This is a genomic window from Pseudomonas sp. FP2335, assembly GCF_030687535.1.
In the GTDB taxonomy this organism is placed as follows: Bacteria; Pseudomonadota; Gammaproteobacteria; order Pseudomonadales; family Pseudomonadaceae; genus Aquipseudomonas.
This window is the reverse complement of record NZ_CP117437.1, coordinates 1558511-1582646: the sequence shown is the minus strand read 5'-3', so window position 1 is coordinate 1582646 and position 24136 is coordinate 1558511. Positions and strand designations below refer to the sequence as shown.

Here is a 24136-nt window from a genome sequence, read left to right as displayed (position 1 = left end):
ACGATTTAAGGTTCGCCTCATCGCGATATAACGCTTCAAGACACCGAGCACCTGCCATGTCCATCGACCTCGACGAAATAATAAAAGCCCTGGCGCACCCAGTACGGCGAGACATCCTCAACTGGCTGAAAGACCCGAAAGTGCAATTCCCCGAGCAACTGCACAACCACGAATACGGCATTTGCGCCGGGCAGATCGACCAACGCTGCGGCTTGTCCCAGTCGACCGTGTCGGCCCACCTGGCGACCTTGCAACGCGCGGGTTTGATCAGCAGCCAGAAGGCCGGGCAGTGGCACTTTTTCAAACGCAACGAGGACACCATCCAGGCGTTCCTCGATGCGCTCACTACAGAACTCAGCGCACCGCTGTAAAGGAACCCCAATGCCCCTCTCGCTACTCATACTGGCCCTGAGCGCCTTCGCCATCGGCACCACCGAGTTCGTCATCATGGGCCTGTTGCCCGATGTGGCGGCGGACCTCGGTGTGTCGATCCCCGGCGCCGGTTGGCTGGTCACCGGCTACGCCCTGGGCGTGGCCATTGGCGCGCCGTTCATGGCACTGGCCACCGCCAAGCTGCCGCGCAAGGCCGCCCTGGTAGCGTTGATGGGCATCTTTATTGTCGGCAACCTGCTCTGCGCCCTGGCAAGCGACTACAACGTGCTGATGTTTGCCCGTGTGGTCACCGCGCTGTGCCACGGCGCGTTCTTCGGGATCGGTTCGGTGGTGGCCGCCAACCTGGTGCCGGCCAACAAGCGCGCATCGGCCGTGGCATTGATGTTCACCGGCTTGACCCTGGCCAACGTGCTGGGCGTACCGTTGGGTACGGCGTTGGGCCAGGCCGCCGGCTGGCGTTCGACGTTCTGGGCGGTGACCGTGATTGGTGTGGTCGCGCTGATCGGCCTGATCCGCTTCCTGCCGGCCAAGCGTGACGAAGAAAAACTCGACATGCGTGCCGAACTGGCGGCCCTTAAAGGTGCTGGTATCTGGTTGTCGCTGACCATGACTGCGCTGTTCTCCGCGTCGATGTTCACCCTCTTCACCTACATCGCGCCGCTGTTGGGCGACGTCACCGGCATCTCGCCCCAAGGCGTGACCTGGACCCTGCTGTTGATCGGCCTGGGCCTGACCCTGGGCAACATCGTCGGCGGCAAGCTGGCGGACAAGCGCCTGGCCGCGACCCTGATCGGCGTGTTCATCAGCATGGCGGTGGTGTCCACCGCGCTGAGCTGGACCAGCATCGCCGTGATCCCGACGGAAATCACCTTGTTCCTGTGGGCCACCGCCGCGTTCGCCGCCGTGCCTGCGTTGCAGATCAACGTCGTGACCTTCGGCAAAGCCGCGCCGAACCTGGTGTCCACCTTGAACATCGGTGCCTTCAACATCGGCAACGCCCTTGGCGCCTGGGTCGGCGGCAGCGTGATTGCCCACGGTTTCGGCCTCACCAGCGTGCCATTGGCCGCCGGTGCCCTGGCGATCCTGGCGCTGCTGGTGACCCTGATTACTTTCCGTCAGAACGGCGATGCCGACCTGGCCCCTGTGACCAACTGATCAACTTCAAAGAGAAGGTGTTTTCCCATGACGACTATTTTCGATCCGATCAAACTGGGCGACCTGGAACTGTCCAACCGCATCATCATGGCGCCGCTGACCCGCTGCCGTGCCGATGAAGGTCGCGTGCCCAACGCGCTGATGGCCGAGTACTACGTGCAACGTGCTTCCGCCGGGCTGATCCTCAGCGAAGCCACCTCCGTGACGCCGCTGGGCGTGGGTTACCCGGACACCCCGGGCATCTGGTCCAACGACCAGGTACGTGGCTGGGCCAACGTCACCAAGGCCGTGCACGCCGCGGGCGGCAAGATCTTCCTGCAACTGTGGCATGTGGGGCGCATCTCCCACCCGTCGTACCTGAACGGCGAAACCCCGGTGGCCCCGAGCGCAATCCAGCCTAAAGGCCACGTCAGCCTGGTGCGCCCACTGGCCGACTACCCGACCCCACGTGCCCTGGAAACCGCGGAAATCGCCGACATCGTCGACGCCTACCGTACCGGCGCCGAGAACGCCAAGGCCGCCGGCTTCGACGGCGTGGAAATCCATGGTGCCAACGGCTACCTGCTCGACCAGTTCCTGCAAAGCAGCACCAACCAGCGCACCGACAACTACGGCGGCTCCCTGGAAAACCGTGCACGCCTGCTGCTGGAAGTGACCGACGCCGCCATTGAGGTCTGGGGCGCAGGACGTGTGGGTGTGCATTTGGCACCACGTGCCGATTCCCACGACATGGGTGACGACAATCTGGCAGAGACCTTCACCTACGTCGCCAGCGAACTGGGCAAGCGTGGCATTGCGTTCATCTGCTCCCGTGAAAAAGAAGGCGCGGACAGCCTCGGCCCACAACTGAAGAAAGCGTTCGGCGGCACCTATATCGCCAACGAACGCTTTACCAAGGACAGCGCCAACGCCTGGCTGGCCTCGGGCAAGGCGGATGCGGTGGCCTTTGGTGTGCCGTTCATTGCCAACCCGGACCTACCGGCGCGCTTGAAGGCTGATGCGCCGCTGAACGAAGCGAATCCGCAAACCTTCTATGGCAAAGGCCCGGTCGGCTACATCGACTACCCGACCCTCGCGCTGTGATGTAACAAGCTGAAACGAAAAAGCCCCGGCTCGCAGGAACCGGGGCTTTTTCATGGGGGCCAGGAAACATTCCTTCACACCCCTGCAACAAAATCCCTACAAAATACTTAGCCGGCTACCTATCAACCCCCGGCCAGCGCGTATATAAAGTCACCCCACAAATACGGCACAAGGACGATTGACCATCCTTAGGCTTTACTGTTGACACAACCGGATGCAATTACGCATTTTGTCTCAATTGCGCAGGTTGGGGCTCAAGCGCAGCATGTCGAGCCCTATATCAACCCAGCGCTCAGCGTCCTGATGCAGTTGGAAGCTGTCGGGGACCAGCAACCATTGGCCGATCAACCCGTTGATATAGGCATGAATGCACACTGCACCACGGGTGGTGTCGAGGTTTTCCGGCAGTTGACCACGATGCACTGCATTGCGCAGGGTCAAGCCGATACGCAGATTGCACTCCAGGCTGTGAGTCTGGCGTTGACGGCGCATGTCGCACATTTCATCGGTGAATTCGCACTTATGGAACAAGATCTCATTGATGCGCCGGGTTTTCGGGTCAAGGGCCACCTGATGGTACAAGTGAATCAACAGCTTGCGCATGCAGCCCAGCGGGTCGAGTTCATCCTCGCTTTCACTGGCCCGGGCCAGTTCGTCCAGGGGTTCGTGCAGGGTGTCGAGCAACGCCTGGAGCAAATCGGATTTGTTACTGAAATGCCAATAGATGGCACCCCGCGTCACGCCGGCCAGCGCAGCGATATCCGCCAGAGTGGTGCGTGCCACACCGCGCTCATAAAAGGCCTGCTCGGCGGCTTGGAGAATCTGGCTGCGCGTTTCCTGAGCTTCCTCTTTGGTGCGACGAACCATGGCAGTAAAACCTCAATCAGGACACTTGAGACTATCGTTAACGCAGAATTAATAGCCGTTGACGATCATCTGAATATTTGTGGGACGGCACCATCGTGGGTGCCGAACGTAATGAAATCGAGGCTTTGGGCACTGCTTTGTCAACATTACGCGAAGCCTGTCAAGAGTTTACAAACAACCGTGAACGTAAGTATATTGCGTAGCAAGCTACTTATCTACTCACAGCTTGTTTTTCACCCTTCCACATTTCTTGTGCGCATCCTGCGCGCCTGACCCGAGGATCTTCATGCAACTTAAGCCAGCTGTTACCGCTCTGGTCACTGCCGTCGCCCTGGCATCGCTGCTCAGCGGATGTAAAAAGGAAGAAGCGGCTCCGCCCGCCCAAACCCCTCAGGTCGGCGTGGTCACCATTCAACCGCAAGCCTATACCCTGACTTCCGAGCTGCCAGGCCGCACCACCGCCTACCGCATTGCGGAAGTTCGCCCACAGGTCAACGGCATCATTCTCAAGCGCCTGTTCAAGGAAGGCGGCGACGTGAAGGAAGGGCAACAGCTCTACCAGATCGACCCGTCGGTGTATGACGCCACCCTGAAAAGCGCGCAGGCCAGCCTGACCCAGACCAAGTCCATCTCCGATCGCTACAAGCAGTTGGTCGATGAGCAGGCCGTCAGCCGCCAGGAATACGACACCGCCGTCGCCAACCGCATGACCGCGGAAGCCAACGTGCAAACCGCCCAGATCAACGTGCGTTACACCAAAGTATTCGCGCCGATCTCCGGGCGTATCGGCCGTTCTTCGGTGACCGAAGGCGCGCTGGTCAGCAATGGCCAGACCGATGCCATGGCGGTGATCCAGCAACTGGACCCGATCTACGTCGACGTCACCCAGTCCTCGGCTGAAATGCTGAAACTGCGCCGCGACCTGGAAAGCGGCCAACTGGAAAAAGCCGGTGCCAATGCCGCCAAGGTCAAGCTGACCCTGGAAGACGGTAGCGCGTACGGCCAGGACGGCAAGCTGGAATTCTCCGAAGTGTCGGTTGACCAGACCACCGGTTCGGTAACCCTGCGCGCCGTGTTCCCCAACCCTGACCACACCCTGCTGCCCGGCATGTTCGTTCATGCCCAGTTGCAAGCCGGTGTGAACAGCAAGGCCATCCTGGCGCCACAGCAAGGCGTGACCCGCGACATCAAGGGCATCCCGACGGCATTGGTGGTGAACAAGGACAACAAGGTCGAGCAACGCACCCTGGTTGCCAACCGCACGTCCGGCGCCTACTGGCTGGTGGAAAAAGGCCTCGACGCCGGTGACCGCGTGATCACCGAAGGCTTGCAATTCATCAAGCCGGGCATCGAAGTCAAGGTCAAGGACGCCGACAACGCCAAGCCTGCCGGTTCAGCTCCCGCTCCTGCCGCCGCTGCTGGCCAGGGGGAGTAACCCATGTCGAAATTTTTTATCGACCGTCCCATTTTTGCCTGGGTAATTGCCCTGGTGATCATGCTGGTCGGGGCACTGTCGATCCTGAAGTTGCCCATCAACCAATACCCGGCCATCGCGCCAACCGCCATCGACATCCAGGTGACCTACCCAGGCGCGTCCGCACAAACCGTGCAGGACACCGTGGTGCAGGTCATCGAGCAACAGCTCAACGGTATCGACAACCTGCGTTATGTCGCCTCGGACAGTAACTCCGACGGCAGCATGACCATCACCGCGACGTTCAACCAGGGTACCAACCCGGACATCGCCCAGGTTCAGGTGCAGAACAAGCTGAACCTGGCGACCCCACTGCTGCCGCAAGAAGTGCAGCAGCAGGGTATCCGCGTGACCAAGTCGGTGAAGAACTTCCTGATGGTGATCGGTCTGGTGTCGGAAGACGGCAGCATGACCAAGGACGACCTGTCCAACTACATCGTGTCCAACATCCAGGACCCGATTTCCCGGACGGCGGGTGTCGGTGACTTCCAGGTCTTCGGTTCGCAGTACGCCATGCGTATCTGGCTCGACCCGGCCAAGCTGAACAACTACCAGCTGACCCCGGTAGACGTCAGCAGCGCCATCGCCGCGCAGAACGTACAGGTGGCCACCGGCCAACTGGGCGGCCTGCCTGCCCTGCCCGGCACCCAGCTGAACGCAACCATCATCGGCAAGACCCGCCTGCAAACCGCCGAAGAGTTCGGCAAGATCCTGATGAAGGTCAATGCCGATGGCTCGCAGGTTCGTCTGCGCGACGTTGCGCGTATCGAACTGGGCGGCCAGAACTACAGCATCAGTGCACAGTTCAACGGCAAGCCGGCGTCCGGTATGGCGATCAAGCTCGCCTCGGGTGCCAACGCCCTGGACACCGCCAAGGCCATCCGCGCCACGGTTGCGTCCCTGGAACCGTTCTTCCCGCCAGGCATGAAGGCGGTGGTGCCGTATGACACCACCCCGGTTGTGACCGAATCGATCTCCGGTGTCGTTCACACCCTGGTCGAAGCGATCGTGCTGGTGTTCCTGGTGATGTTCCTGTTCCTGCAGAACTTCCGCGCCACCATCATCACCACCATGACCGTACCGGTGGTATTGCTGGGTACGTTCGGCATCCTCGCGGCGTTCGGCTTCACCATCAACACCCTGACCATGTTCGGCATGATCCTGGCCATCGGCTTGCTGGTGGACGACGCCATCGTCGTAGTGGAGAACGTCGAGCGGGTGATGGCCGAGGAACACTTGTCGCCCAAAGAAGCGACGGTCAAGTCCATGAGCCAGATCCAGGGCGCCCTGGTGGGTATTGCCCTGGTACTCTCGGCGGTACTGCTGCCGATGGCGTTCTTCGGCGGCTCCACAGGAGTGATCTACAAACAGTTCTCCATCACTATCGTTTCGGCGATGGCGTTGTCGGTACTGGTTGCCCTGATCTTCACCCCGGCCTTGTGCGCCACCATGCTCAAGCCGATCGACCCGGAAAAGCACGGCCAACCCAAGCGTGGTTTCTTCGGCTGGTTCAACCGCACCTTCGACCGTGGCGTACTGAGCTACGAGCGCGGCGTGGGCAACATGATCAAGCACAAATTCCCGGCGTTTTTCGTGTACCTGGTCATCGTCCTCGGCATGGTCTGGTTGTTCACCCGCATTCCAAGCGCATTCCTCCCGGAAGAAGACCAGGGCGTGATTTTCGCCCAGGTGCAGACCCCGGTCGGCTCGTCGGCTGAACGCACGCAGAAAGTCATCGACGACATGCGCGCCTTCCTGCTGCACGACAAGGAAGGCGAGCCAGGCGAAGGCAAAGCCGTCAAATCGGTATTTACCGTAAACGGCTTCAACTTCGCCGGCCGTGGCCAGAGCTCGGGCCTCGCGTTCGTGATGCTCAAGCCGTGGGATGAGCGTGATGCTTCGACGTCGGTGTTCGAAGTGGCCAAGCGTGCCCAGGGCTACTTCTTCGGCGCCTTCAAGGACGCCATGGTGTTCGCCATCGTGCCGCCTTCGGTACTCGAATTGGGTAACGCCACCGGTTTCGACGTGTTCCTGCAAGACCAGGGCGGCGTTGGCCACGAAAAACTGATGGAAGCGCGCAACCAGTTCCTTGGCATGGCAGCGCAGAGCAAGATCCTTGCTGGCGTGCGTCCCAACGGCGTGAACGATGAGCCGCAGTACGAGCTGACCGTTGACGACGAGAAGGCCAGTGCCCAGGGCATCACGCTGTCGAGCATCAACCAGACCCTGGCGATTGCCCTGGGTGGCAGCTACGTCAACGACTTCATCGACCGTGGTCGGGTGAAGAAGGTGTACGTGCAGGGCGAGGCCGCTGGCCGGATGTCGCCTGAAGACCTGGACAAATGGTTCGTGCGCAGTGACTCCGGGAAGATGGTGCCGATGTCGGCCATTTCCTCGGGCAAGTGGATCTACGGTTCGCCGAAACTCTCGCGCTACAACGGTGTAGCGGCGATGGAAATCCTCGGGACCCCGGCACCGGGCTACAGCACCGGCGATGCCATGGCTGAAGTCGAGCGCATCGCCAAGCAATTGCCGGCGGGTGTCGGCTACGCGTGGACCGGTCTGTCGTACGAAGAGCGTCTGTCCGGCTCCCAGGCGCCGGCGCTGTACGCACTGTCGCTGCTGGTGGTCTTCCTCTGCCTCGCGGCACTGTACGAAAGCTGGTCGATCCCGATTGCGGTGGTGCTGGTCGTACCGCTGGGTGTGGTCGGTGCGTTGATCGCCACGAGCATGCGCGGCTTGTCCAACGACGTGTTCTTCCAGGTGGGCTTGTTGGTGACGGTGGGCCTGGCGGCGAAAAACGCCATCCTGATCGTCGAGTTCGCCAAAGAGTTGCACGAGCAGGGCAAAGGCATTGTCGAGGCTGCCATCGAGGCGTCCCGCATGCGTCTGCGGCCGATCATCATGACCTCCATGGCGTTCATCCTTGGCGTATTGCCGCTGGCGATCTCCTCGGGCGCCGGCTCGGGCAGCCAGCACGCGATTGGTACAGGCGTGATCGGCGGCATGATCACCGCGACTGTTCTGGCGATCTTCTGGGTACCGCTGTTCTTCGCAACCGTGTCCGCCGCGGGCGAGCGTAAAAAGACTGAACCTACTGACATCCATAAAGAGGCTGGCCAATGAGCAAGTCGCTCCTTTCCTTAGCTGTCACGGCATTCGTGCTCAGTGGCTGCTCGCTGATACCTGACTATCAGCGCCCCGAAGCGCCGGTAGCCGCACAGTTCCCGCAGGGGCCGGCGTATTCGTCGGCCCAGGCGCCGAGCCAGGCCGCTGCCGAACAGGGCTGGAAGCAGTTTTTCCATGACCCTGCCCTGCAACAGCTGATCCAGGTTGCCCTGGAGAACAACCGCGACCTGCGTGTCGCGGCCCTGAACATCGACGCCTACGCCGCGCAGTACCGCATCCAGCGTGCCGACCTGTTCCCGGCCGTCTCGGCCACGGGCAGCGGCAGCCGCCAGCGCGTACCGGCACGTGCCTCGCAAACCGGCGAGTCGAGCATCAACAGCTCGTACTCGGCCACCCTCGGGATCAGCGCCTACGAGCTGGACCTGTTCGGCCGTGTGCGCAGCCTGAGCGAAGAAGCCCTGCAGAAGTACTTCGCCACCGAAGAAGCCCGCCGCAGCACGCAGATCAGCCTGGTCGCCAACGTGGCCACGGCCTACGTGACCTGGCAGGCCGATAAAGAGCTGCTCAAGCTGACCCAGGACACCCTCGGTGCCTACGAGCAGAGCTTCAAGCTGACCTCGCGCAGCAACGAAGTCGGTGTGGCCTCGGCCCTCGACCTCAGCCAGGCGCGCACCTCGGTGGAAAACGCCCGGGTTGCCCTGGCGCGTTACACCCGCCAGGTGGCTCAGGACGAAAACAGCCTGACCCTGCTGCTGGGCACGGGCCTGCCGGCGAATCTGGTCAGTAAGCCGCTGTCGGATGACCTGCTCAGCGACGTACCGGCTGGCTTGCCGTCGGACCTGCTGCAACGGCGTCCCGACATCCTGCAAGCCGAGTACAACCTCAAGGCTGCCAACGCCAACATCGGCGCGGCCCGTGCGGCGTTCTTCCCGAGCATCAGCCTGACGGCCAACGCCGGCACCCTGAGCCCGGACTTGGGCGGCCTGTTCAAGGGCGGCTCGGGCACCTGGTCGTTCGCCCCGCAGATCAACATCCCGATCTTCAACGCTGGCAGCCTGCGCGCAAGCCTGGACTACGCGAAGATCCAGAAAGAGATCAACGTGGCGACCTACGAGAAGGCGATCCAGACCGGCTTCCAGGAAGTCTCCGACGGCCTCGCCGCACGTGAGACCTACAAGCAGCAACTGGAGGCCCAGCGTGGTTTCGTCGCCGCCAACCAGGACTACTACCGCCTGGCCGAGCGTCGCTACCGCATTGGTGTCGACAGCAACCTGACCTTCCTCGACGCCCAGCGCCAACTGTTCAGTGCCCAGCAATCGCTGATCACCGACCGCCTGGCGCAGCTCACCAGCGAGGTCAACCTGTACAAGGCCCTCGGCGGTGGCTGGAATGCGCAGACTGCGAAAACCGAGGCGTTGAAAGAAGAAGCACCGGCGCTGAAGCTGTTCTGATCGCACCGCTGTGAACAAACCGCTTCCCTCACCGGAAGCGGTTTTTTTATGCCCTGAATGTGGCGCATCTAGGCGCTGGCTTGTGGAGCCTCGCTTTTGTGGGAGCTGGCTTGCCTGCGATAGCATCGCCGCGGTGCAACTGACACACCGAGGTGCCTGCATCGCAGGCAAGCCAGCGCCCACATTGGTCTAGCGGCGCTTGGTCAAACCCCATCAGCCCCCCCTAAACCCGCCGCCTTGCATTTCGCTTAACCTTTCAGGATAAAATTGGTCACAGATTCTTACAGACCACAGAGGGAGCTTGTCGTAATGATCGTAGGAATCGACCTGGGGACCACCAACAGTCTCGCCGCTGTCTGGCGCGGTGATGCCGCCGAAATGGTGCCCAACGCCCTTGGCGAGTTGCTGACCCCAAGCGTGGTCGGCCTGGATGACCAAGGCCGCATCCTGGTAGGCCAGGCCGCCAAGGAACGCCTGCACACCCACCCGCACCTGACGACCTCGCTGTTCAAGCGCTACATGGGCAGCGCCACCGAAGTGCGCCTGGGCGACCGTTCGTTCCGTCCCGAAGAACTCTCGGCACTGGTGCTCAAAAGCCTCAAGGAAGACATCGAACGCACCTACGGCCACACCGTCACCGACGCCGTGATCAGCGTGCCCGCGTATTTCAGCGACGGCCAGCGCAAAGCCACGCGTATCGCCGGTGAACTGGCCGGGCTCAACGTCGACAAACTGATCAACGAACCGACTGCCGCGGCCCTCGCCTACGGCCTGCACCAGCGCGACAAGGAAACCTCGTTCCTGGTCTTCGACCTCGGCGGCGGCACCTTCGATGTGTCGATCATCGAGCTGTTCGACGGGGTCATGGAAGTGCGCGCCAGCGCCGGCGACAACTTCCTCGGCGGCGAAGACTTCGACACCCTGCTGCTCGAACACTTCGTCGACAGCCAGCGCAACGCCGCCGACTTCCCGCCCACCAGCAGCGTGTTGCACGCCCTGCGCCGCGAAGCCGAGCGCGTGCGCAAAGCCCTGGGCCAGGACGACAGCGCCGAGTTCGCCCTGCGCGTCGACGGCCGCCAATGGGTCAAAACCATCACCCAGCAGGAGCTCGCCAAGCTCTACACGCCGCTGCTCGAACGCCTGCGGGCGCCAATCGAACGGGCCCTGCGCGATGCGCGGATCCGCGTGGGCGACCTCGATGAAATCCTGCTGGTGGGCGGCACCACGCGCATGCCGCTGGTGCGTAAACTCGCCGCCGGTTTGTTCGGGCGCTTCCCCTCCATCAGTCTCGACCCGGACCAGGTGGTCGCCCACGGCGCCGCGATCCAGGCGGCACTCAAGGCACGTTCGGCGGCGCTGGAAGAAGTGGTGCTGACCGACGTCTGCCCCTACACCCTCGGCATCGAAACCTCGCACCAATACGGTGGCCATATCGAAAGCGGCCACTACCTGCCGCTGATCGAACGCAACAGCAGCGTGCCGGTGAGCCGGGTCAAGACCGTCGTGACCCTGCACGACAACCAGAGCCAGGTGCTGCTGAAGATCTACCAGGGCGAAAGCCGGCTGGTCAAAGACAACATCGAACTGGGCCAACTGGACATTGCCGTGCCCAAGCGCAAAGCCGGTGAAGTGTCCCTGGACGTGCGCTTCACCTACGACAACAACGGCCTGCTCGAAGCCCAGGTGAAGATCCCGCTGACCGGCGAGCAGCACTCGCTGGTGATCGAGAACAACCCTGGCGTGTTGAGCCCGGACGAGATCCAGCAACGCCTGCAAGCCTTGGCGCTGCTCAAGGTCCACCCGCGCGACCAGCAGGTCAACACCGTACTCAGCGCCCGCCTCGAACGCCTTTACCAGGAAAACCTCGGCGAGCTGCGCGAACAACTCGGCCATTGGGCCGCGCAGTTCCAGCAGGTGCTCGACACCCAGGACGAACGCCGCATCCGCGAGGCCCGCAGCGAACTGACCCGTCAACTTGAGCAGCTCGACAACGGGTTCTGGCGCTAAGGGAACAACCACATGGATTGTTGGACCGTACTGCAACTGCCGCAAGAGAGCGACGAACGCAGCATCAAACGCACCTACGCGCGGCTCCTCAAAAACTGCCGCCCGGACGATGACGCCGAAGGCTTCCAGCGCCTGCGCGAAGCCTACGAAGAAGCCCTGGCCTACGCACGCTGGCGGGCAGACTGGGAAGAAGAGGCCGAGACCGTACCGGCCGCCGTGGCCGAATCGGCCTACGGCAACCTCAACGACCTCGCCGAACTGATGGACGTCAACGCCCGCCCTCCTGCCCCGCTTGCAACGCCCCGGCCCGACCCGGCCCAGGCGCTGATCAACGGCCTCACCCTGCACAACCTGGACGAACGCTGGGCCCAGGCCCAACAACAGGGCTGCACCGAGGCGTTCCAGGCCGGCCTGTTGCGCCACTGCTTCGAAAGCCCAGGCGAGCGCGCCGCGATTACCCGTTGGGCGGTGCAGCATCTTGAATGGCTGACACCCTGGCAACAGGTGGCCATGACCCCGTGGCAGCACGACGCGCTGAGCGGCGAGTTGTTGCAGGAGTACCGGCGCACCTTGCAGGAGCTGCTGGAGCAGAAGGCCGAACGCGAGTTCATCACCCAACTCACGCAAATGACCGGCCAACCCTGGCTGCGGGTGTTCGACCTGCAACAACAGTGGCAACGCATCGTCCTGCACCTGCTGCATGACACCACCTGGAGCGTGCCGCTGTTCGAGCGCGTGTGCCAGGCGTTCGGCTGGGACGACCAGGCCGGCGTGTTCCCGGAACCGGCCTGGATGTGGCGCGAACTGGTCACGCGCTGTGAACAGGAGAGCTTTTTCGAACACTTGCAGGCCAAGGCCGAGGACCGCACCTGGAAATCCGCCGATGCCATGGCGGCGCGCCTGCTGCTGACGCCGATGTCCAAGACCCAGCAAAACTGGATGACGGCGCAGTTCAGCGACAACGACTGGCACGCCTGCCAACAGCTGGCCCAAACCCTCAACTGGCGTTACCCGCAGTTGTTGGAACGCCTGCCCCAGGCCGACGTGTTTTTCTGGCGTAAATTCCTGCCACGCCCGGTGTCCCATCGCAGCTGGATAAGGGTGTGGGGCGGTTTGGCCCTGGCCGCGGCACTGGCCGTCGCGCCCGAGACCAAATCGGAGATGATCACCGAAGCGGTGATGGTGGTGCTGCTGACGCTCATTCCAGCGTTCATCGCTATCCGTTCCACACAGCTATGGGCCGCCCTGACCTCTCGCTTGATCATCCCCGACCTGTGGCTGACAGAGCGCCTGCTGCCCGAACGGTTCAACCCGCATCAGCAGTGGCTGGTATTGCGCCACGGCATCCCGCAATTGGGCATGTTGTGGATGTTTGGCCTGCTGCTGGGGGTGATGGGCATGCTGGGCTACCTGGGAATGATCCTGATCCACCTGCTTCACCGCAGGCGCATCGGCCAACCCAGCGAGAACTTCGAGCAGCTTTACCCGTGGATCAGCGGCCTGCACTGGGCCCACTGGAGTCCGTTGCAGGTGGCATTCCTGGCGGTGATGGTGCCCGCTACGCTGCTGTGCCAGCGCTATTTGCCCGAGATCCCCTGGACCAGCCTGATGCACGTGCTCTAGGCGCATAAACGCCGGGCGCCACTGCCCGGCAACTTGCGTGCGATCACCGCCCACAACCCGCCTCCCCCCGATTGAACCGCCTGCATACCGCCCCGCACCATGGCCCGCACCTGCACACCTCCAATAACAATAGGTTCAACGCCATGAGCACGTTCCACCCTCGCCAGCTGTTGCTGGCTGCCGCCGTCACCAGCCTTGCCTTGCCCGTCGTCGCCGAAGAGCACGGCTTCCTGGAAGACGCCAGCGCCAACCTCAACCTGCGCAATTTCTTCTTCAACCGCAATTACACCAACCCGACCAAGACCCAGGGCGGCGCGCAGGAGTGGACGCAGAGTTTCATCCTCGACGCCAAGTCCGGCTTCACCCAGGGCACGGTGGGTTTCGGGGTGGATGTGCTGGGCATGTATTCGTTGAAGCTCGATGGTGGGCGCGGCACCGGCGGCACCCAGTTGTTGCCACTGGACCACGATGGCCGCCCGGCGGACGAGTTCGGGCGTCTGGGCGTGGCGTTCAAGGCGCGGATCTCGAAGACCGAGCTGAAGGTCGGCGAATGGATGCCGGTACTGCCGATCCTGCGCGCAGACGATGGCCGCTCCCTGCCGCAAACCTTGCGCGGCGGGCAGATCACCTCCAAGGAAATCGACGGCCTGACCCTGTATGGCGGCCAGTTCCGCGCCAACAGCCCGCGTGACGACAGCAGCATGAACGACATGTCGATGGTCGGTAAAACCGCCTTCACGTCCGACCGTTTCAACTTCCAGGGCGGTGAATATGCGTTCAACGACAAGCGCACCCAGGTCGGCCTCTGGAACGCCCAGCTCAAGGACATCTACCGCCAGCAATACGTCAACCTGATCCACAGCCAACCCCTGGGCGACTGGACCCTGGGCGCCAACCTTGGTTTCTTCTACGGCAAGGACGACGGCAGCGCCCGCGCCGGCAGCCTCGACAACAAGACCTGGTCCGGCCTGTTCTCGGCCAAATACGGCGGCAACACCTTCTACGTCGGCCTGCAGAAACTCACCGGCAACAACGCCTGGATGCGCGTCAACGGCACCAGCGGCGGCACCCTGGCCAACGACAGCTACAACTCCAGCTACGACAACGCCCAGGAAAAGTCCTGGCAACTGCGCCACGACTACAACTTCGCCGCCCTCGGCGTGCCGGGCCTGACCCTGATGAACCGCTACATCAGTGGCAGCAACGTGCACACCGGCACCATCACTGACGGCAAGGAGTGGGGCCGCGAAACCGAAGTGGGCTATACCGTGCAAAGCGGTGTGGCCAAAAACCTCAATGTGCGCCTGCGCAACTCCAGCATGCGCCGCGACTACAGCAACAACGAGTTCGATGAAAACCGGTTGATCGTCAGTTACCCGATCAGTCTGCTGTAAACCGTCATCGACCTTGCTGTATGGTGCGCGCCTGCCGCTGCTGAGCTGAATCAGCAGCGGCTTTTTATTCGAGCCCGTGCACACCATGAAATCCTTTGCTTTAGCGTGCGCCCTGCTAGCCCTGGCCCTGAGCCTCAGCGGCTGCATCGGCGCACCCATTGCCCTCACGCCGCAGACCGAGCAACGCCTGCAGAGCATGGCGCCGATCCGCTTCCTGCTGACCTTCGATGACGGCCCCAGCGCCTCGGGCTACAACAACCCGAGCCGTTCGGTGATCAACGACCTGGCGCACAACCCGGTATTGCCGGGGATCAAGGCGGTGTTCTTCCTGCAGACCGAATCCTCACGCTCCGGCGGCAGCTCCCGCGGGCGCAAGACCATGGAGCGCGAGTACGCCGGCGGGCATGTCCTGGCCTTCCACACGGCCACAACGTTCCACACCAACCATCGCTGGCTGAACGATACCGAACTGGAAAGCACCCTAACCCAAGGCGCGGCCGACATCGCTTCGATCACAGGCCGCCCGCCCCTGCTGGTACGTCCACCGTTCTGGAACTACGACCGCCGCACCTTCGCCGCCTACCAGCGTCATGGCATGCACGTGCTGCTCACCGACTTGAGTGCCAACGACGGCAAGATCTGGGGTTTCAACGGCAGCCCGCGGCGCCGCGCGAATTTGTATCGCCAACTGTCGGTGGTGCGCGAGCGCATCGCCCTGGGTGAATTGCCGACGGTGGACGGGGTGATTCCAGTGGTGGTGACGTTTCATGACATCAACCGCTATACCGCGCGGCATATGCAGGAGTACTTGCAGATCTTGCTGGACAGCGCACGGATCAACGGCATGAATACTGCCGCCGAGCCGTTCTACACCGACACGGCCCAGCTCGAACGCGCCGCGCTGGCCCGCACGGTGAAGGATGTGAGCGAACCGGTGCACCTGCCGGGCGTGTGGAACTGGGTGTGGGACGCGGATTCCCACTGACACACAAAAATCAATGTGGGAGCGGGCTTGCTCGCGAATGCGGTCTGTCAGTACCAGATGTATTGGCTGATCCACCGCATTCGCGAGCAAGCCCGCTCCCACACTTTTTACTGTGTTTCAGGTTCAGGAGGGTTGGCGGGATTCCACGCCCAGCTCATCCCACACCGACTCCGCCAGGTGGAACGTCGCATTCGCCGCCGGTATCCCGCAGTAGATCGCGCTCTGCATCAGCACTTCCTTGATCTCGGCACGGCTCACGCCATTGCTGGCTGCTGCACGCAGGTGCAGCTTCAACTCGTCATTGCGGTTCATGCCGATCAGCATCGCAATGGTGATCAGGCTGCGGGTGTGCCGAGGCAGGCCCGGACGGGTCCAGATGTCACCCCAGGCGTGGCGGGTGATCATGTCCTGGAACTCGCTGTTGAACTCGGTCAAGGCATTGAGGCTGCGATCGACATGGGCGTCGCCCAGCACTTCGCGGCGCACTTGCAGGCCGTCGGCGTAACGTTGTTTCTCGTCCACAAAAGACTCCTCAGTGGGCCAGCAAAAATTCGACAACCCGGTCGCTGAACGCTGCGCCGGCCTGGACATTGGACAGGTGCGCCGCATAGAACTCGGCGTATTCGGCACCCTGCACATGGTTCTGGATAAAGCGGCTGCCCTCTGGTGGCGTAACAGCGTCGTCGGTACCGGCAATCACCAGGGTCGGGGCCTTGATCAACGCCAGTTGCTCGCGAAAATCCGCATCGCGCACGGCGGCGCAGTTGGCGGCATAACCTTCGGGGGATGTGGCGGCCAGCATGTCGGTGATCTGCTTGGCCTGGTGCGGGTTGGCCGCCGCAAAGTCGGCAGTGAACCAGCGCGCAATCGACGCATCACGCAGGGCGACCATTGCCGCCGTGCCGTCGCGCAGGACCATCTCGATACGCGGGTTCCAGATCTGCGGCGTGCCGATCTTGGCAGCGGTGTTGCACAGCACCAGGCGATGCAGGCGCTCCCCCGCATGGATGCCCAGCCACTGGCCAATCAAGCCGCCCATGGACAAGCCACAGAAATGCGCGCGTTGGATATCCAGCGCATCCAACAGCGCGATCACGTCGCGGCCCAGTTGCTCGATGCTATAGGGCCCTGGCGTGACTAGGGATTTGCCATGGCCACGGGTATCAAAGCGCAGCACACGAAAATGCTCGGTGAACGCCGGGATCTGGATGTCCCACATGTGCAGGTCAGTACCCAGGGAGTTGGACAACACCAAGACCGGCGCGCCCACGGGGCCGTCCAGTTGGTAATGCAGTTCGCCATCGGCGAGTTGTACAAAGGCCACGGTGGTCTCCTCAAGAGAAATGTTCGGTTACCGCGCGGCTGACCCACGTGTGGGCCAGCCCCAGGTAATGGGCAGGGTCGAGCAGGCGGTCGAGTTCGGCCGCTGACAGTTCGGCGGTGACCTGGGGTTCGTCCGCCAGCACCGCACGCAAGTGCCGCCCTTCGGCGACCGCGCGTTTGCAGCAGTGCTCCAGCAGATGGTGTGCGGTCTCACGGCCCAGGCGCTGGGCGAGCACGATGCTCACGGCTTCGGCCAACACCAGGCCTTGGGTCAGATCGAGGTTTTGCGTCATGCGCTCAGAATCGACCTCCAAACCTTCACTCACCAGCAACGCCTGTTGCAGCGCGCCGGACACCAGCCGGCAGATCTCCGGCAGGGTTTCCCATTCGGCATGCCACAGGCCCAGGCTGCGCTCGTGTTCCTGAGGCATGGCGCTGAACATCGTCGCCACCAGCCCGGGCACACGGGTGGCGGCGCTGATCAGCACGGCAGCGCCCACCGGGTTGCGTTTGTGCGGCATGGTGGACGAGCCACCTTTGCCCGGCGCGGAGGGCTCGAACACCTCGGCCGCTTCGGTCTGCATCAACAGGCTGATGTCGCGCCCCAGTTTGCCCAGGCTGCCGGCGATCAGGCCCAGCACGCTGGCGAACTCCACCAGGCGATCGCGCTGGGTGTGCCAGGGTTGTTCGGGCAGGCTCAGTTGCAACTCATCGGCCAGGGCTTGTGCCACCGGCAGTGCCTGCTCGCCAAGCGCCGCCAACGTGCCGGAGGCGCCACCAAATTGCAGCACCAGCAAACGCGGTTTCAATTCGGCCAGGCGTTGCCGGCTACGGGTCACCGCCCCCAGCCAACCGGCGATTTTCATCCCCAGCGTGACCGGCGTCGCATGCTGCAACCAGGTGCGCCCGGCCAGTGGCACGTCGGCATAGCGCTGGGCCTGGGCGGCCAGAATATCGCCCAGGCGCGCCAGGTCCGTTTCGATCAGCGTCAGCGCCTGGCGCAGTTGCAGCACCAGGCCGCTGTCCATCACATCCTGGCTGGTGGCGCCCAGGTGTACATAACGCTCGGCACCGGCGTCTTCACTGGCGATCAACTTACCCAGGGCCTTCACCAGCGGAATCGCCGAGTTGCCCGCCGTGGCAATCGCCACGCCGAGGGCATCGACGTCGTACAGCGAGGCCAGGCACGCCTGGGCAATCGGCGCAACGGCGGCCTGCGGGATCAACCCGACCTTCGCCTCGGCCCGGGCCAACGCAGCCTCGAAATCCAGCATGCCCTGCAAGCGTCCTCTGTCGCAGAACACCTCGGCCATGCTGCTCGCCGTGAAGTAAGCGTCGAACAGTTGATTGCTCGTGCGCAATGTCATAACCCGTCCCTTACAGATCGTGGTGCAGATACGCCGCCTGTTTCGGCAAGCGCAAGCTGAACAGGAAAGCGATTGCCATCATCGCCGTGACGTACCAATAAAAGCTGTTTTCCATACCGATGGATTTGAGGCTCAGCGCGACGAATTCCGCCGAGCCGCCAAAGATCGCATTGGCCACCGCATACGCCAGGCCTACGCCCAACGCACGCACCTGGGGCGGGAACATTTCCGCTTTGACCAGACCGCTGATGGAGGTGTAGAAGCTGACGATCGCCAGCGCCAGGGTGATCAGCACAAAGGCCAGGAACGGGCTGCTGACGGTTTTCAGGGTGAGCAGGATCGGCACGGTGAACAAGGTGCCAAGGCCGGCAAACCAGAGCATCGAGTTACGGCGGCCGATCCTGTCTGCCAGCATGCCAAACACCGGCTGCATGCACATATACAGGAACAGCGCGCCGGTCATGATGTAGCTCGACGTCTTGGCGTGCATGCCGACCGTGTTCACCAGGTACTTCTGCATGTAGGTGGTGAAGGTATAGAAAATCAGCGAGCCGCCAGCGGTGTAGCCCAGCACCGTGATAAACGCCGCCTTATGGTCGCGAAACAAGGCGGCAATGCTGCCGGCGTCCTTGTCTTCGCGCATTTCCTTGCTGGTGGTTTCCTTGAGCGTACGGCGCAGCAGCAACGAGATCACCGCCGCAACGGCACCGATCACAAACGGAATCCGCCAGCCCCAGGCACGCAACTCTTCCTCAGTGAGGATCTGTTGCAGGATGACCACCACCAGCACCGCCAGCAGTTGACCGCCGATCAGGGTCACGTATTGGAAGGAGGCAAAGAACCCGCGCTGGCCCTTGAGCGCGACTTCACTCATGTAGGTCGCGGTGGTGCCGTACTCGCCGCCCACGGACAAACCCTGGAACAGCCGCGCGATCAGCAGCAGGATCGGCGCCCACACGCCGATGTCGTTGTAGGTGGGCAAAAACGCGATGACCAGGGAGCCGGCGCACATCATCAGCACCGAGATCATCATCGAGTTCTTGCGCCCGTGTTTGTCGGCCACGCGACCGAACAGCCAGCCGCCGATGGGGCGCATCAGGAAGCCGGCAGCAAACACGCCAGCGGTGTTGACCAGTTGCACCGTGGGGTTGTCCGAAGGGAAGAAGGCCGGGGCAAAGTAGATGGCGCAGAAGGCGTAGACGTAGAAGTCGAACCATTCTACGAGGTTGCCGGAGGAAGCACCGACAATCGCAAAAATCCGTTTGCTGCGTTCTTCTCCGGTGTAGTGACTGGTGGTTGTTGTCATGATTTTTCACTCAGTGGGAACGGTTATAGCCTAGACATACTTTGCAACAAGCTCGTTCCACAACAAGACCTTTAGAGGTGGGGTGGCCGAACTGGCCCTATCGCAGGCAAGCCAGCTCCCACCTTTGACGGTGTTCACACATCAAGATGTGGGAGCTGGCTTGCCTGCGATGAGGCCCTCAAGACCACTTCAATAATCGAAGAACACCGTCTCCTTGTCGGTCCCCTGCAAAATCACATTCCACTGATGCACACCCTCCGCATCCTGCTTGGCAATCAAAGTCTCACGCCGCTCAGCAGGTACACACGCCAACAACGGGTCATCCCCATTCATTGGCTCGCCCTCAAAGTAGATCCGCGTAAGCAAGTGCTTCACCAGGCCCCGCGCAAACACCAGCACCACCAGGTGCGGCGCCTGGGTCGTGCCCTTGAGCCCCGGCACTGCGCCCGGTTTGATGGTGGTAAAGCGAAACCGCCCTTCCCCATCCACGGGTACGCGGCCGAAGCCTTCGAAGTTCGGGTCGACGGCCTTGTCCTGCTCGTCTTCCGGGTGGTCGTACTTGCCGGCGGCGTTGGCCTGCCAGACTTCCAACATAGCGTCGTTGACGACTTCACCGTTGCCGTCCAGCACTTGCCCGCTGATTACCACGCGTTCGCCGAGGGTGGCGGCGGTGGTCAGGTCTTCGCGGTTCAGCCAGGTCAGGCCGATGTGGTAATACGGCCCGACAGTGTGGGACGTGGTCGCGTTGAGTGTCATCTCATTTCTCCATCGGCGTGGCGTCGCGGCCGCGCAGGACGATGTCCCAGCGGTAGCCGAGGGCATAGGAAGGAATGGTTTTTTCCAGGTCGAAACGGGCGATCAAGCGTTCCTTGGCGCGGGTGTCCGGCACGCAGTTGTAGATCGGGTCGTATTCCAGCAGCGGGTCGCCGGGGAAGTACATCTGCGTGACCAGGCGCGTCAGCACGCTGGGACCGAACAGCGAAAAGTGGATATGCGCCGGGCGCCACGCGTTGTGGTGGTTGCCCCACGGGTAGGCGCCGGGCTTGATGGTCTGGAACTGATACCAGCCATCGGCATCGGTGACGGTACGGCCGGTGCCGGTGAAATTCGGGTCCAGCGGCGCGTCATGCAGGTCGCGCTTATGGTTGTAGCGCCCGGCGGCGTTGGCCTGCCAGATTTCCACCAGAATGCCCGGCACAGGCAGGCCGTTTTCGTCGAGCACGCGGCCGTGAATGATGATGCGTTCGCCCTGGGGCTCGCCGTCATGCTGGGCGGTCAGGTCGTTGTCCTTCGCGTTGATCCGCTCGGCGCCGATGGTCGGGCCGGTGATTTCCGACAAGGAATGGGGCAGAAACACCAACGGCTGGGACGGCGAACGGACGTTCGTCGACTGGTAGGCCGGGTGCAGGTAATCAGGTTGAGTGCCCGCTTGCGGGCGCCGGTATCCAGGCTTGTCACTCATGGTGCAGTCCTCTTTTATTAGATGCGTTCAATCGCCAGGGCCAAGCCTTGGCCGACGCCCACGCACATGGTCGCCAGGCCTTTGCGGCCGCCGGTTTTTTCCAATTGATGCAAAGCCGTCAGGACCAGGCGCGCGCCGCTCATGCCCAGGGGATGGCCGAGGGCGATGGCGCCGCCATTCGGGTTGACCTGCGGCGCATCGTCGGCAATGCCCAGTTCACGCAGTACCGCCAAGCCTTGGCTGGCGAAAGCTTCGTTGAGTTCGATGACATCAAAGTCGGTGACCGCCAAACCGAGGCGCGCCACCAACTTGCGTACCGCTGGCACCGGGCCGATCCCCATTACACGCGGCGCGACACCGGCGCTGGCCATGCCCAGGACGCGGGCGCGGGCAGTCAGGCCGTGTTTTTGCACGGCCTCGGCGCTGGCCAGGATCAAGGCGGCGGCACCGTCATTCACACCGGAAGCATTGCCGGCGGTGACGGTTTTGTCCGGGCCGTTCACGGGTTTGAGCTTGGCCAGGGCTTCCAGGGTGGTGTCCCGTGGATGCTCATCGTGTTCTACCAGCGTCTCGCCTTTTTTATGGGCAACCCGTACCGGCACGATTTCTTCGGCGAAGAACCCGGCGGCTTGTGCGGCGGCGGTGCGTTGCTGGCTGCGCAGGGCGAAGGCGTCCTGGTCGACGCGGGAAACCTGGTAGTCATCGGCAACGTTGTCGGCGGTCTGCGGCATCGCATCCACGCCGTACTGGGCCTTCATCAGCGGGTTGATAAAACGCCAGCCGATGGTGGTGTCTTCCAGTTTCATCGTGCGTGAGAACGCCGCGTCGGCCTTGCCCATCACGAACGGCGCCCGGGACATCGACTCGACGCCGCCGGCAATCGCCAGCTCCATTTCGCCACTGGCGATCGCACGGAACGCGGTGCCGATGGCGTCCATGCCCGAGGCGCACAATCGGTTGAGGGTCACGCCGGGAATACTCTCCGGCAGGCCCGCGAGCAACAGCGCCATGCGCGCGACGTTGCGGTTGTCTTCACCGGCCTGGTTGGCGCAGCCGAGAAATACTTCGTCGACGGCATTCCAATCCACCGACGGGTTGCGCTCGATCAGCGCCTTGATCGGCAACGCCGCCAGGTCATCGGCGCGTACCGTGGCCAGGCCACCGCCGAACCGGCCGATGGGCGTGCGGATCGCGTCACAGATAAATACGTCACGCATCAGGCTTCTCCAGGCGCTTGGCCGTGGGCGGCCGCCGTGCGCGCTTCGAGGTCACGCAGGGCGCTCAGTTCCAGGTCGGTCGGTGCGGCGGTGGTGCTGACCTGGTCGGCAAACCGAATTGCCCAACCAGTGGCAGCCACTACTTGCTCGCGGGTCACGCCGGGGTGCAGCGCGGTGACCACAAACTCATGGGTGCCCGCTTCCGGTTCCATGATGCACAGGTCGGTAATAATCCCGACAGGACCGGCGCCCGGCAGGCCCAGACGCTTGCGCGAATCGCCGCCCTCGCCGTGGCCGACCGAGGTGATGAAGTCCAGCTTGTCGACAAACGAACGCGCCGATTGTTTGAGGATGATCAGCACGCTCTTGGCCGAGCCGGCAATTTCCGGTGCGCCACCGGCACCCGGCAGGCGCACTTTGGGCTGGTGGTAGTCACCGACCACGGTGGTGTTGATGTTGCCGAAGCGGTCAACCTGCGCTGCGCCGAGAAAGCCGACGTCGATGCGCCCGCCTTGCAGCCAGTAGCGAAAGATCTCACCCGTGGGCACGACGGTGTCGGCGGTTTCCGCCAGCTCGCCATCACCGATGGACAGCGGCAACACGCTCGGCTTGGCGCCAATCGGGCCGGACTCGTAGATCAGCACCACGTCCGGCGAGGAGGTCAGGCGCGCCAGGTTGGCAGCCTTGGACGGCAAGCCGATGCCGACGAAACACACGGAGCCATTCTGGAGACGGCGCGCGGCAGCGACGGTCATCATTTCATTGGTCGAGTAAGCCATTACTGGGCCTCCTGCTGTGTGGTCAGCTTGGCCTGGAATTCACTGAAGTCGGCAGTGCCGTGGATGTATTCATCGATCCAGGCGGTAAAGGTCTCGCGGTCACGGGCGATGGGGTCCCACGCCTGGTAGAAACGGTTGTCGCGCTCGTTGTAGCCGTGGGCGTAGGACGGATGCGCGCCACCGGGTACATGGCACACGGCCGTCAGGGCCCAGGTCGGCAATACGCAGCTGTTCATCGGTGCATTCAGGTCATCGACGATTTCTTCCACGGTGACGATGCAGCGCTGGGCCGCCAGGGCCGCCTCCTTCTGCACACCGAGAATGCCCCAGAGCAGCACGTTGCCCTTGCGGTCGGCCTTTTGCGCGTGGATCACGGTCACGTCCGGGCGCACCGACGGCACCGCCGCCAGCACTTCGCCGGTGAACGGGCACGTCACGCTCTTGATCAGCGGGTTGACCTTGGGCAGGTCGGAACCGGCGTAGGCACGCAGCACCGCGAACGGCAGGCCGGAAGCACCGGCGACGTAGGCATTGGCCAGGTCGGCGTGGCTGTGTTCTTCGATCTCCAGCGGTTGCGGCCATTGCTTCTCGACCGCGTCGCGCAGGCGGTGCAGGGAACCCACGCCCGGGTTGCCGCCCCAGGAGAAAATCAGCTTGCGGGCGCAACCGGCACCGATCAATTGGTCGTAGACCAAGTCAGGGGTCATACGCACCAGCGTCAGGTCTTTCTTGCCCTGACGAATGATTTCATGACCCGCTGCCGTAGGGATCAGGTGGGTAAAACCTTCGAGTGCAACGGTATCGCCGTCGTTCACGAAGCGCTTTACCGCGTCGGTCAGGGTGAGCATTTCAGCCATGGGGTTGGGCTCCCGGTGTGGATCAAAAAAGGCGCGGAGGTGGCGCCGAAGTGCTTTGAAGGTTAAGTCGGGGGAATGCGCCAAACAATCCGATAATCGACTCAGTGTTCGATTATCGAACCGATTGTTGTCTAGCTAATCTTTTCTCCATGCAGGCCTAAAGTGGGCACGGCCCCCTGTGGGAGCGGGCTTGCTCGCGAATGCGGTGTATCAGTCAACTCATGTATTCACTGACCCACCGCATTCGCGAGCGAGCCCGCTCCC

General features: G+C 62.6%; 20 protein-coding genes. 10 read left to right on the top strand and 10 right to left on the bottom strand.

Translation table 11 applies throughout. From position 1 onward, the window contains the following. Positions 1-56: 56 nt before the first annotated feature. Genes PSH81_RS06935 through PSH81_RS06925 form a run of 3 tightly spaced genes read left to right on the top strand, consistent with a single transcriptional unit; the run spans position 57 to position 2631 of the window. A complete protein-coding gene (locus tag PSH81_RS06935) occupies positions 57-371 on the top strand; it encodes a helix-turn-helix transcriptional regulator (protein ID WP_192299266.1) in 315 nt (104 codons plus the stop codon). A 10-nt stretch (positions 372-381) separates the two neighbouring features. Continuing rightward, positions 382-1548, top strand: a complete 1167-nt coding sequence (locus PSH81_RS06930; RefSeq protein WP_305392219.1) for an MFS transporter — start codon at positions 382-384, stop codon at positions 1546-1548. A 27-nt stretch (positions 1549-1575) separates the two neighbouring features. Further along, positions 1576-2631 carry an alkene reductase gene (locus PSH81_RS06925; RefSeq protein ID WP_192299268.1) on the top strand — a complete coding sequence of 352 codons (1056 nt, stop codon included), beginning with the start codon at positions 1576-1578 and terminating at the stop codon, positions 2629-2631. Positions 2632-2865: 234 nt separating this feature from the next. Here PSH81_RS06925 and PSH81_RS06920 read toward each other — a convergent pair whose 3' ends face one another. Beyond that, complete coding sequence (locus PSH81_RS06920; RefSeq protein ID WP_192299269.1) at positions 2866-3498, bottom strand: TetR family transcriptional regulator; 633 nt, start codon at positions 3496-3498, stop codon at positions 2866-2868. 286 nt (positions 3499-3784) lie between these two features. Between PSH81_RS06920 and PSH81_RS06915 the strand changes: the two genes are divergently transcribed. The 7 genes from PSH81_RS06915 (at position 3785) to PSH81_RS06885 (ending at position 15561) form a co-directional block, all read left to right on the top strand. Next, positions 3785-4933: an efflux RND transporter periplasmic adaptor subunit gene (locus PSH81_RS06915; RefSeq protein ID WP_192299270.1), complete on the top strand. Its 1149-nt coding sequence runs from the start codon at positions 3785-3787 to the stop codon at positions 4931-4933. Positions 4934-4936: 3 nt separating this feature from the next. Next, positions 4937-8098: an efflux RND transporter permease subunit gene (locus PSH81_RS06910; RefSeq protein WP_305392218.1), complete on the top strand. Its 3162-nt coding sequence runs from the start codon at positions 4937-4939 to the stop codon at positions 8096-8098. After that, positions 8095-9552 (top strand): AdeC/AdeK/OprM family multidrug efflux complex outer membrane factor, encoded by a 1458-nt coding sequence (gene adeC / locus PSH81_RS06905; protein WP_305392217.1) that lies wholly within the window; start codon positions 8095-8097, stop codon positions 9550-9552. Before PSH81_RS06910 ends, adeC begins: the two co-directional genes overlap by 4 nt. 309 nt (positions 9553-9861) lie before the next feature. Beyond that, complete coding sequence (locus PSH81_RS06900; RefSeq protein ID WP_192299273.1) at positions 9862-11559, top strand: molecular chaperone HscC; 1698 nt, start codon at positions 9862-9864, stop codon at positions 11557-11559. Between the two features lie 12 nt (positions 11560-11571). Beyond that, positions 11572-13182, top strand: coding sequence for a J domain-containing protein (locus PSH81_RS06895; protein ID WP_305392216.1), 1611 nt, complete (start codon positions 11572-11574; stop codon positions 13180-13182). Positions 13183-13325: 143 nt separating this feature from the next. Continuing rightward, on the top strand, positions 13326-14576 hold the full coding sequence (locus PSH81_RS06890) for an OprD family porin (RefSeq protein ID WP_305392215.1): 1251 nt from the start codon (positions 13326-13328) through the stop codon (positions 14574-14576). 85 nt (positions 14577-14661) lie between these two features. Continuing rightward, the gene (locus PSH81_RS06885; RefSeq protein ID WP_305392214.1) at positions 14662-15561 is read left to right on the top strand and encodes a polysaccharide deacetylase family protein; all 900 of its coding nucleotides are present in this window, start codon (positions 14662-14664) and stop codon (positions 15559-15561) included. 123 nt (positions 15562-15684) lie between these two features. On the opposite strand, the gene pcaC is transcribed toward PSH81_RS06885, so the two are convergent. The 9 genes from pcaC to PSH81_RS06840 all read right to left on the bottom strand — a co-directional run bounded on the left by pcaC (position 15685) and on the right by PSH81_RS06840 (position 23872). Continuing rightward, positions 15685-16083 (bottom strand): 4-carboxymuconolactone decarboxylase, encoded by a 399-nt coding sequence (gene pcaC, locus PSH81_RS06880; protein WP_226455229.1) that lies wholly within the window; start codon positions 16081-16083, stop codon positions 15685-15687. 10 nt (positions 16084-16093) lie between these two features. Beyond that, positions 16094-16885 (bottom strand): 3-oxoadipate enol-lactonase, encoded by a 792-nt coding sequence (pcaD, locus tag PSH81_RS06875; protein WP_226455228.1) that lies wholly within the window; start codon positions 16883-16885, stop codon positions 16094-16096. A gap of 10 nt (positions 16886-16895) precedes the next feature. Beyond that, complete coding sequence (locus PSH81_RS06870) at positions 16896-18251, bottom strand: 3-carboxy-cis,cis-muconate cycloisomerase (RefSeq protein ID WP_305392213.1); 1356 nt, start codon at positions 18249-18251, stop codon at positions 16896-16898. Positions 18252-18261: 10 nt separating this feature from the next. Further along, positions 18262-19557, bottom strand: a complete 1296-nt coding sequence (locus tag PSH81_RS06865; protein ID WP_226455226.1) for an MFS family transporter — start codon at positions 19555-19557, stop codon at positions 18262-18264. Positions 19558-19746: 189 nt separating this feature from the next. Continuing rightward, positions 19747-20313, bottom strand: coding sequence for a protocatechuate 3,4-dioxygenase subunit alpha (gene pcaG / locus PSH81_RS06860; RefSeq protein ID WP_305392212.1), 567 nt, complete (start codon positions 20311-20313; stop codon positions 19747-19749). Between the two features lies 1 nt (position 20314). Next, entirely contained in the window at positions 20315-21019 is a 705-nt protein-coding gene (pcaH, locus tag PSH81_RS06855) for a protocatechuate 3,4-dioxygenase subunit beta (protein ID WP_192299283.1), read from the bottom strand. Between the two features lie 17 nt (positions 21020-21036). Then, positions 21037-22239: a 3-oxoadipyl-CoA thiolase gene (pcaF, locus tag PSH81_RS06850; RefSeq protein ID WP_226455439.1), complete on the bottom strand. Its 1203-nt coding sequence runs from the start codon at positions 22237-22239 to the stop codon at positions 21037-21039. Further along, positions 22236-23015 carry a CoA-transferase subunit beta gene (locus tag PSH81_RS06845; RefSeq protein WP_192299284.1) on the bottom strand — a complete coding sequence of 260 codons (780 nt, stop codon included), beginning with the start codon at positions 23013-23015 and terminating at the stop codon, positions 22236-22238. The genes pcaF and PSH81_RS06845 overlap by 4 nt, the downstream gene beginning before the upstream one ends. Next, complete coding sequence (locus PSH81_RS06840) at positions 23015-23872, bottom strand: CoA transferase subunit A (RefSeq protein ID WP_226455225.1); 858 nt, start codon at positions 23870-23872, stop codon at positions 23015-23017. The genes PSH81_RS06845 and PSH81_RS06840 overlap by 1 nt, the downstream gene beginning before the upstream one ends. Between the last annotated feature and the right edge of the window lie 264 nt (positions 23873-24136).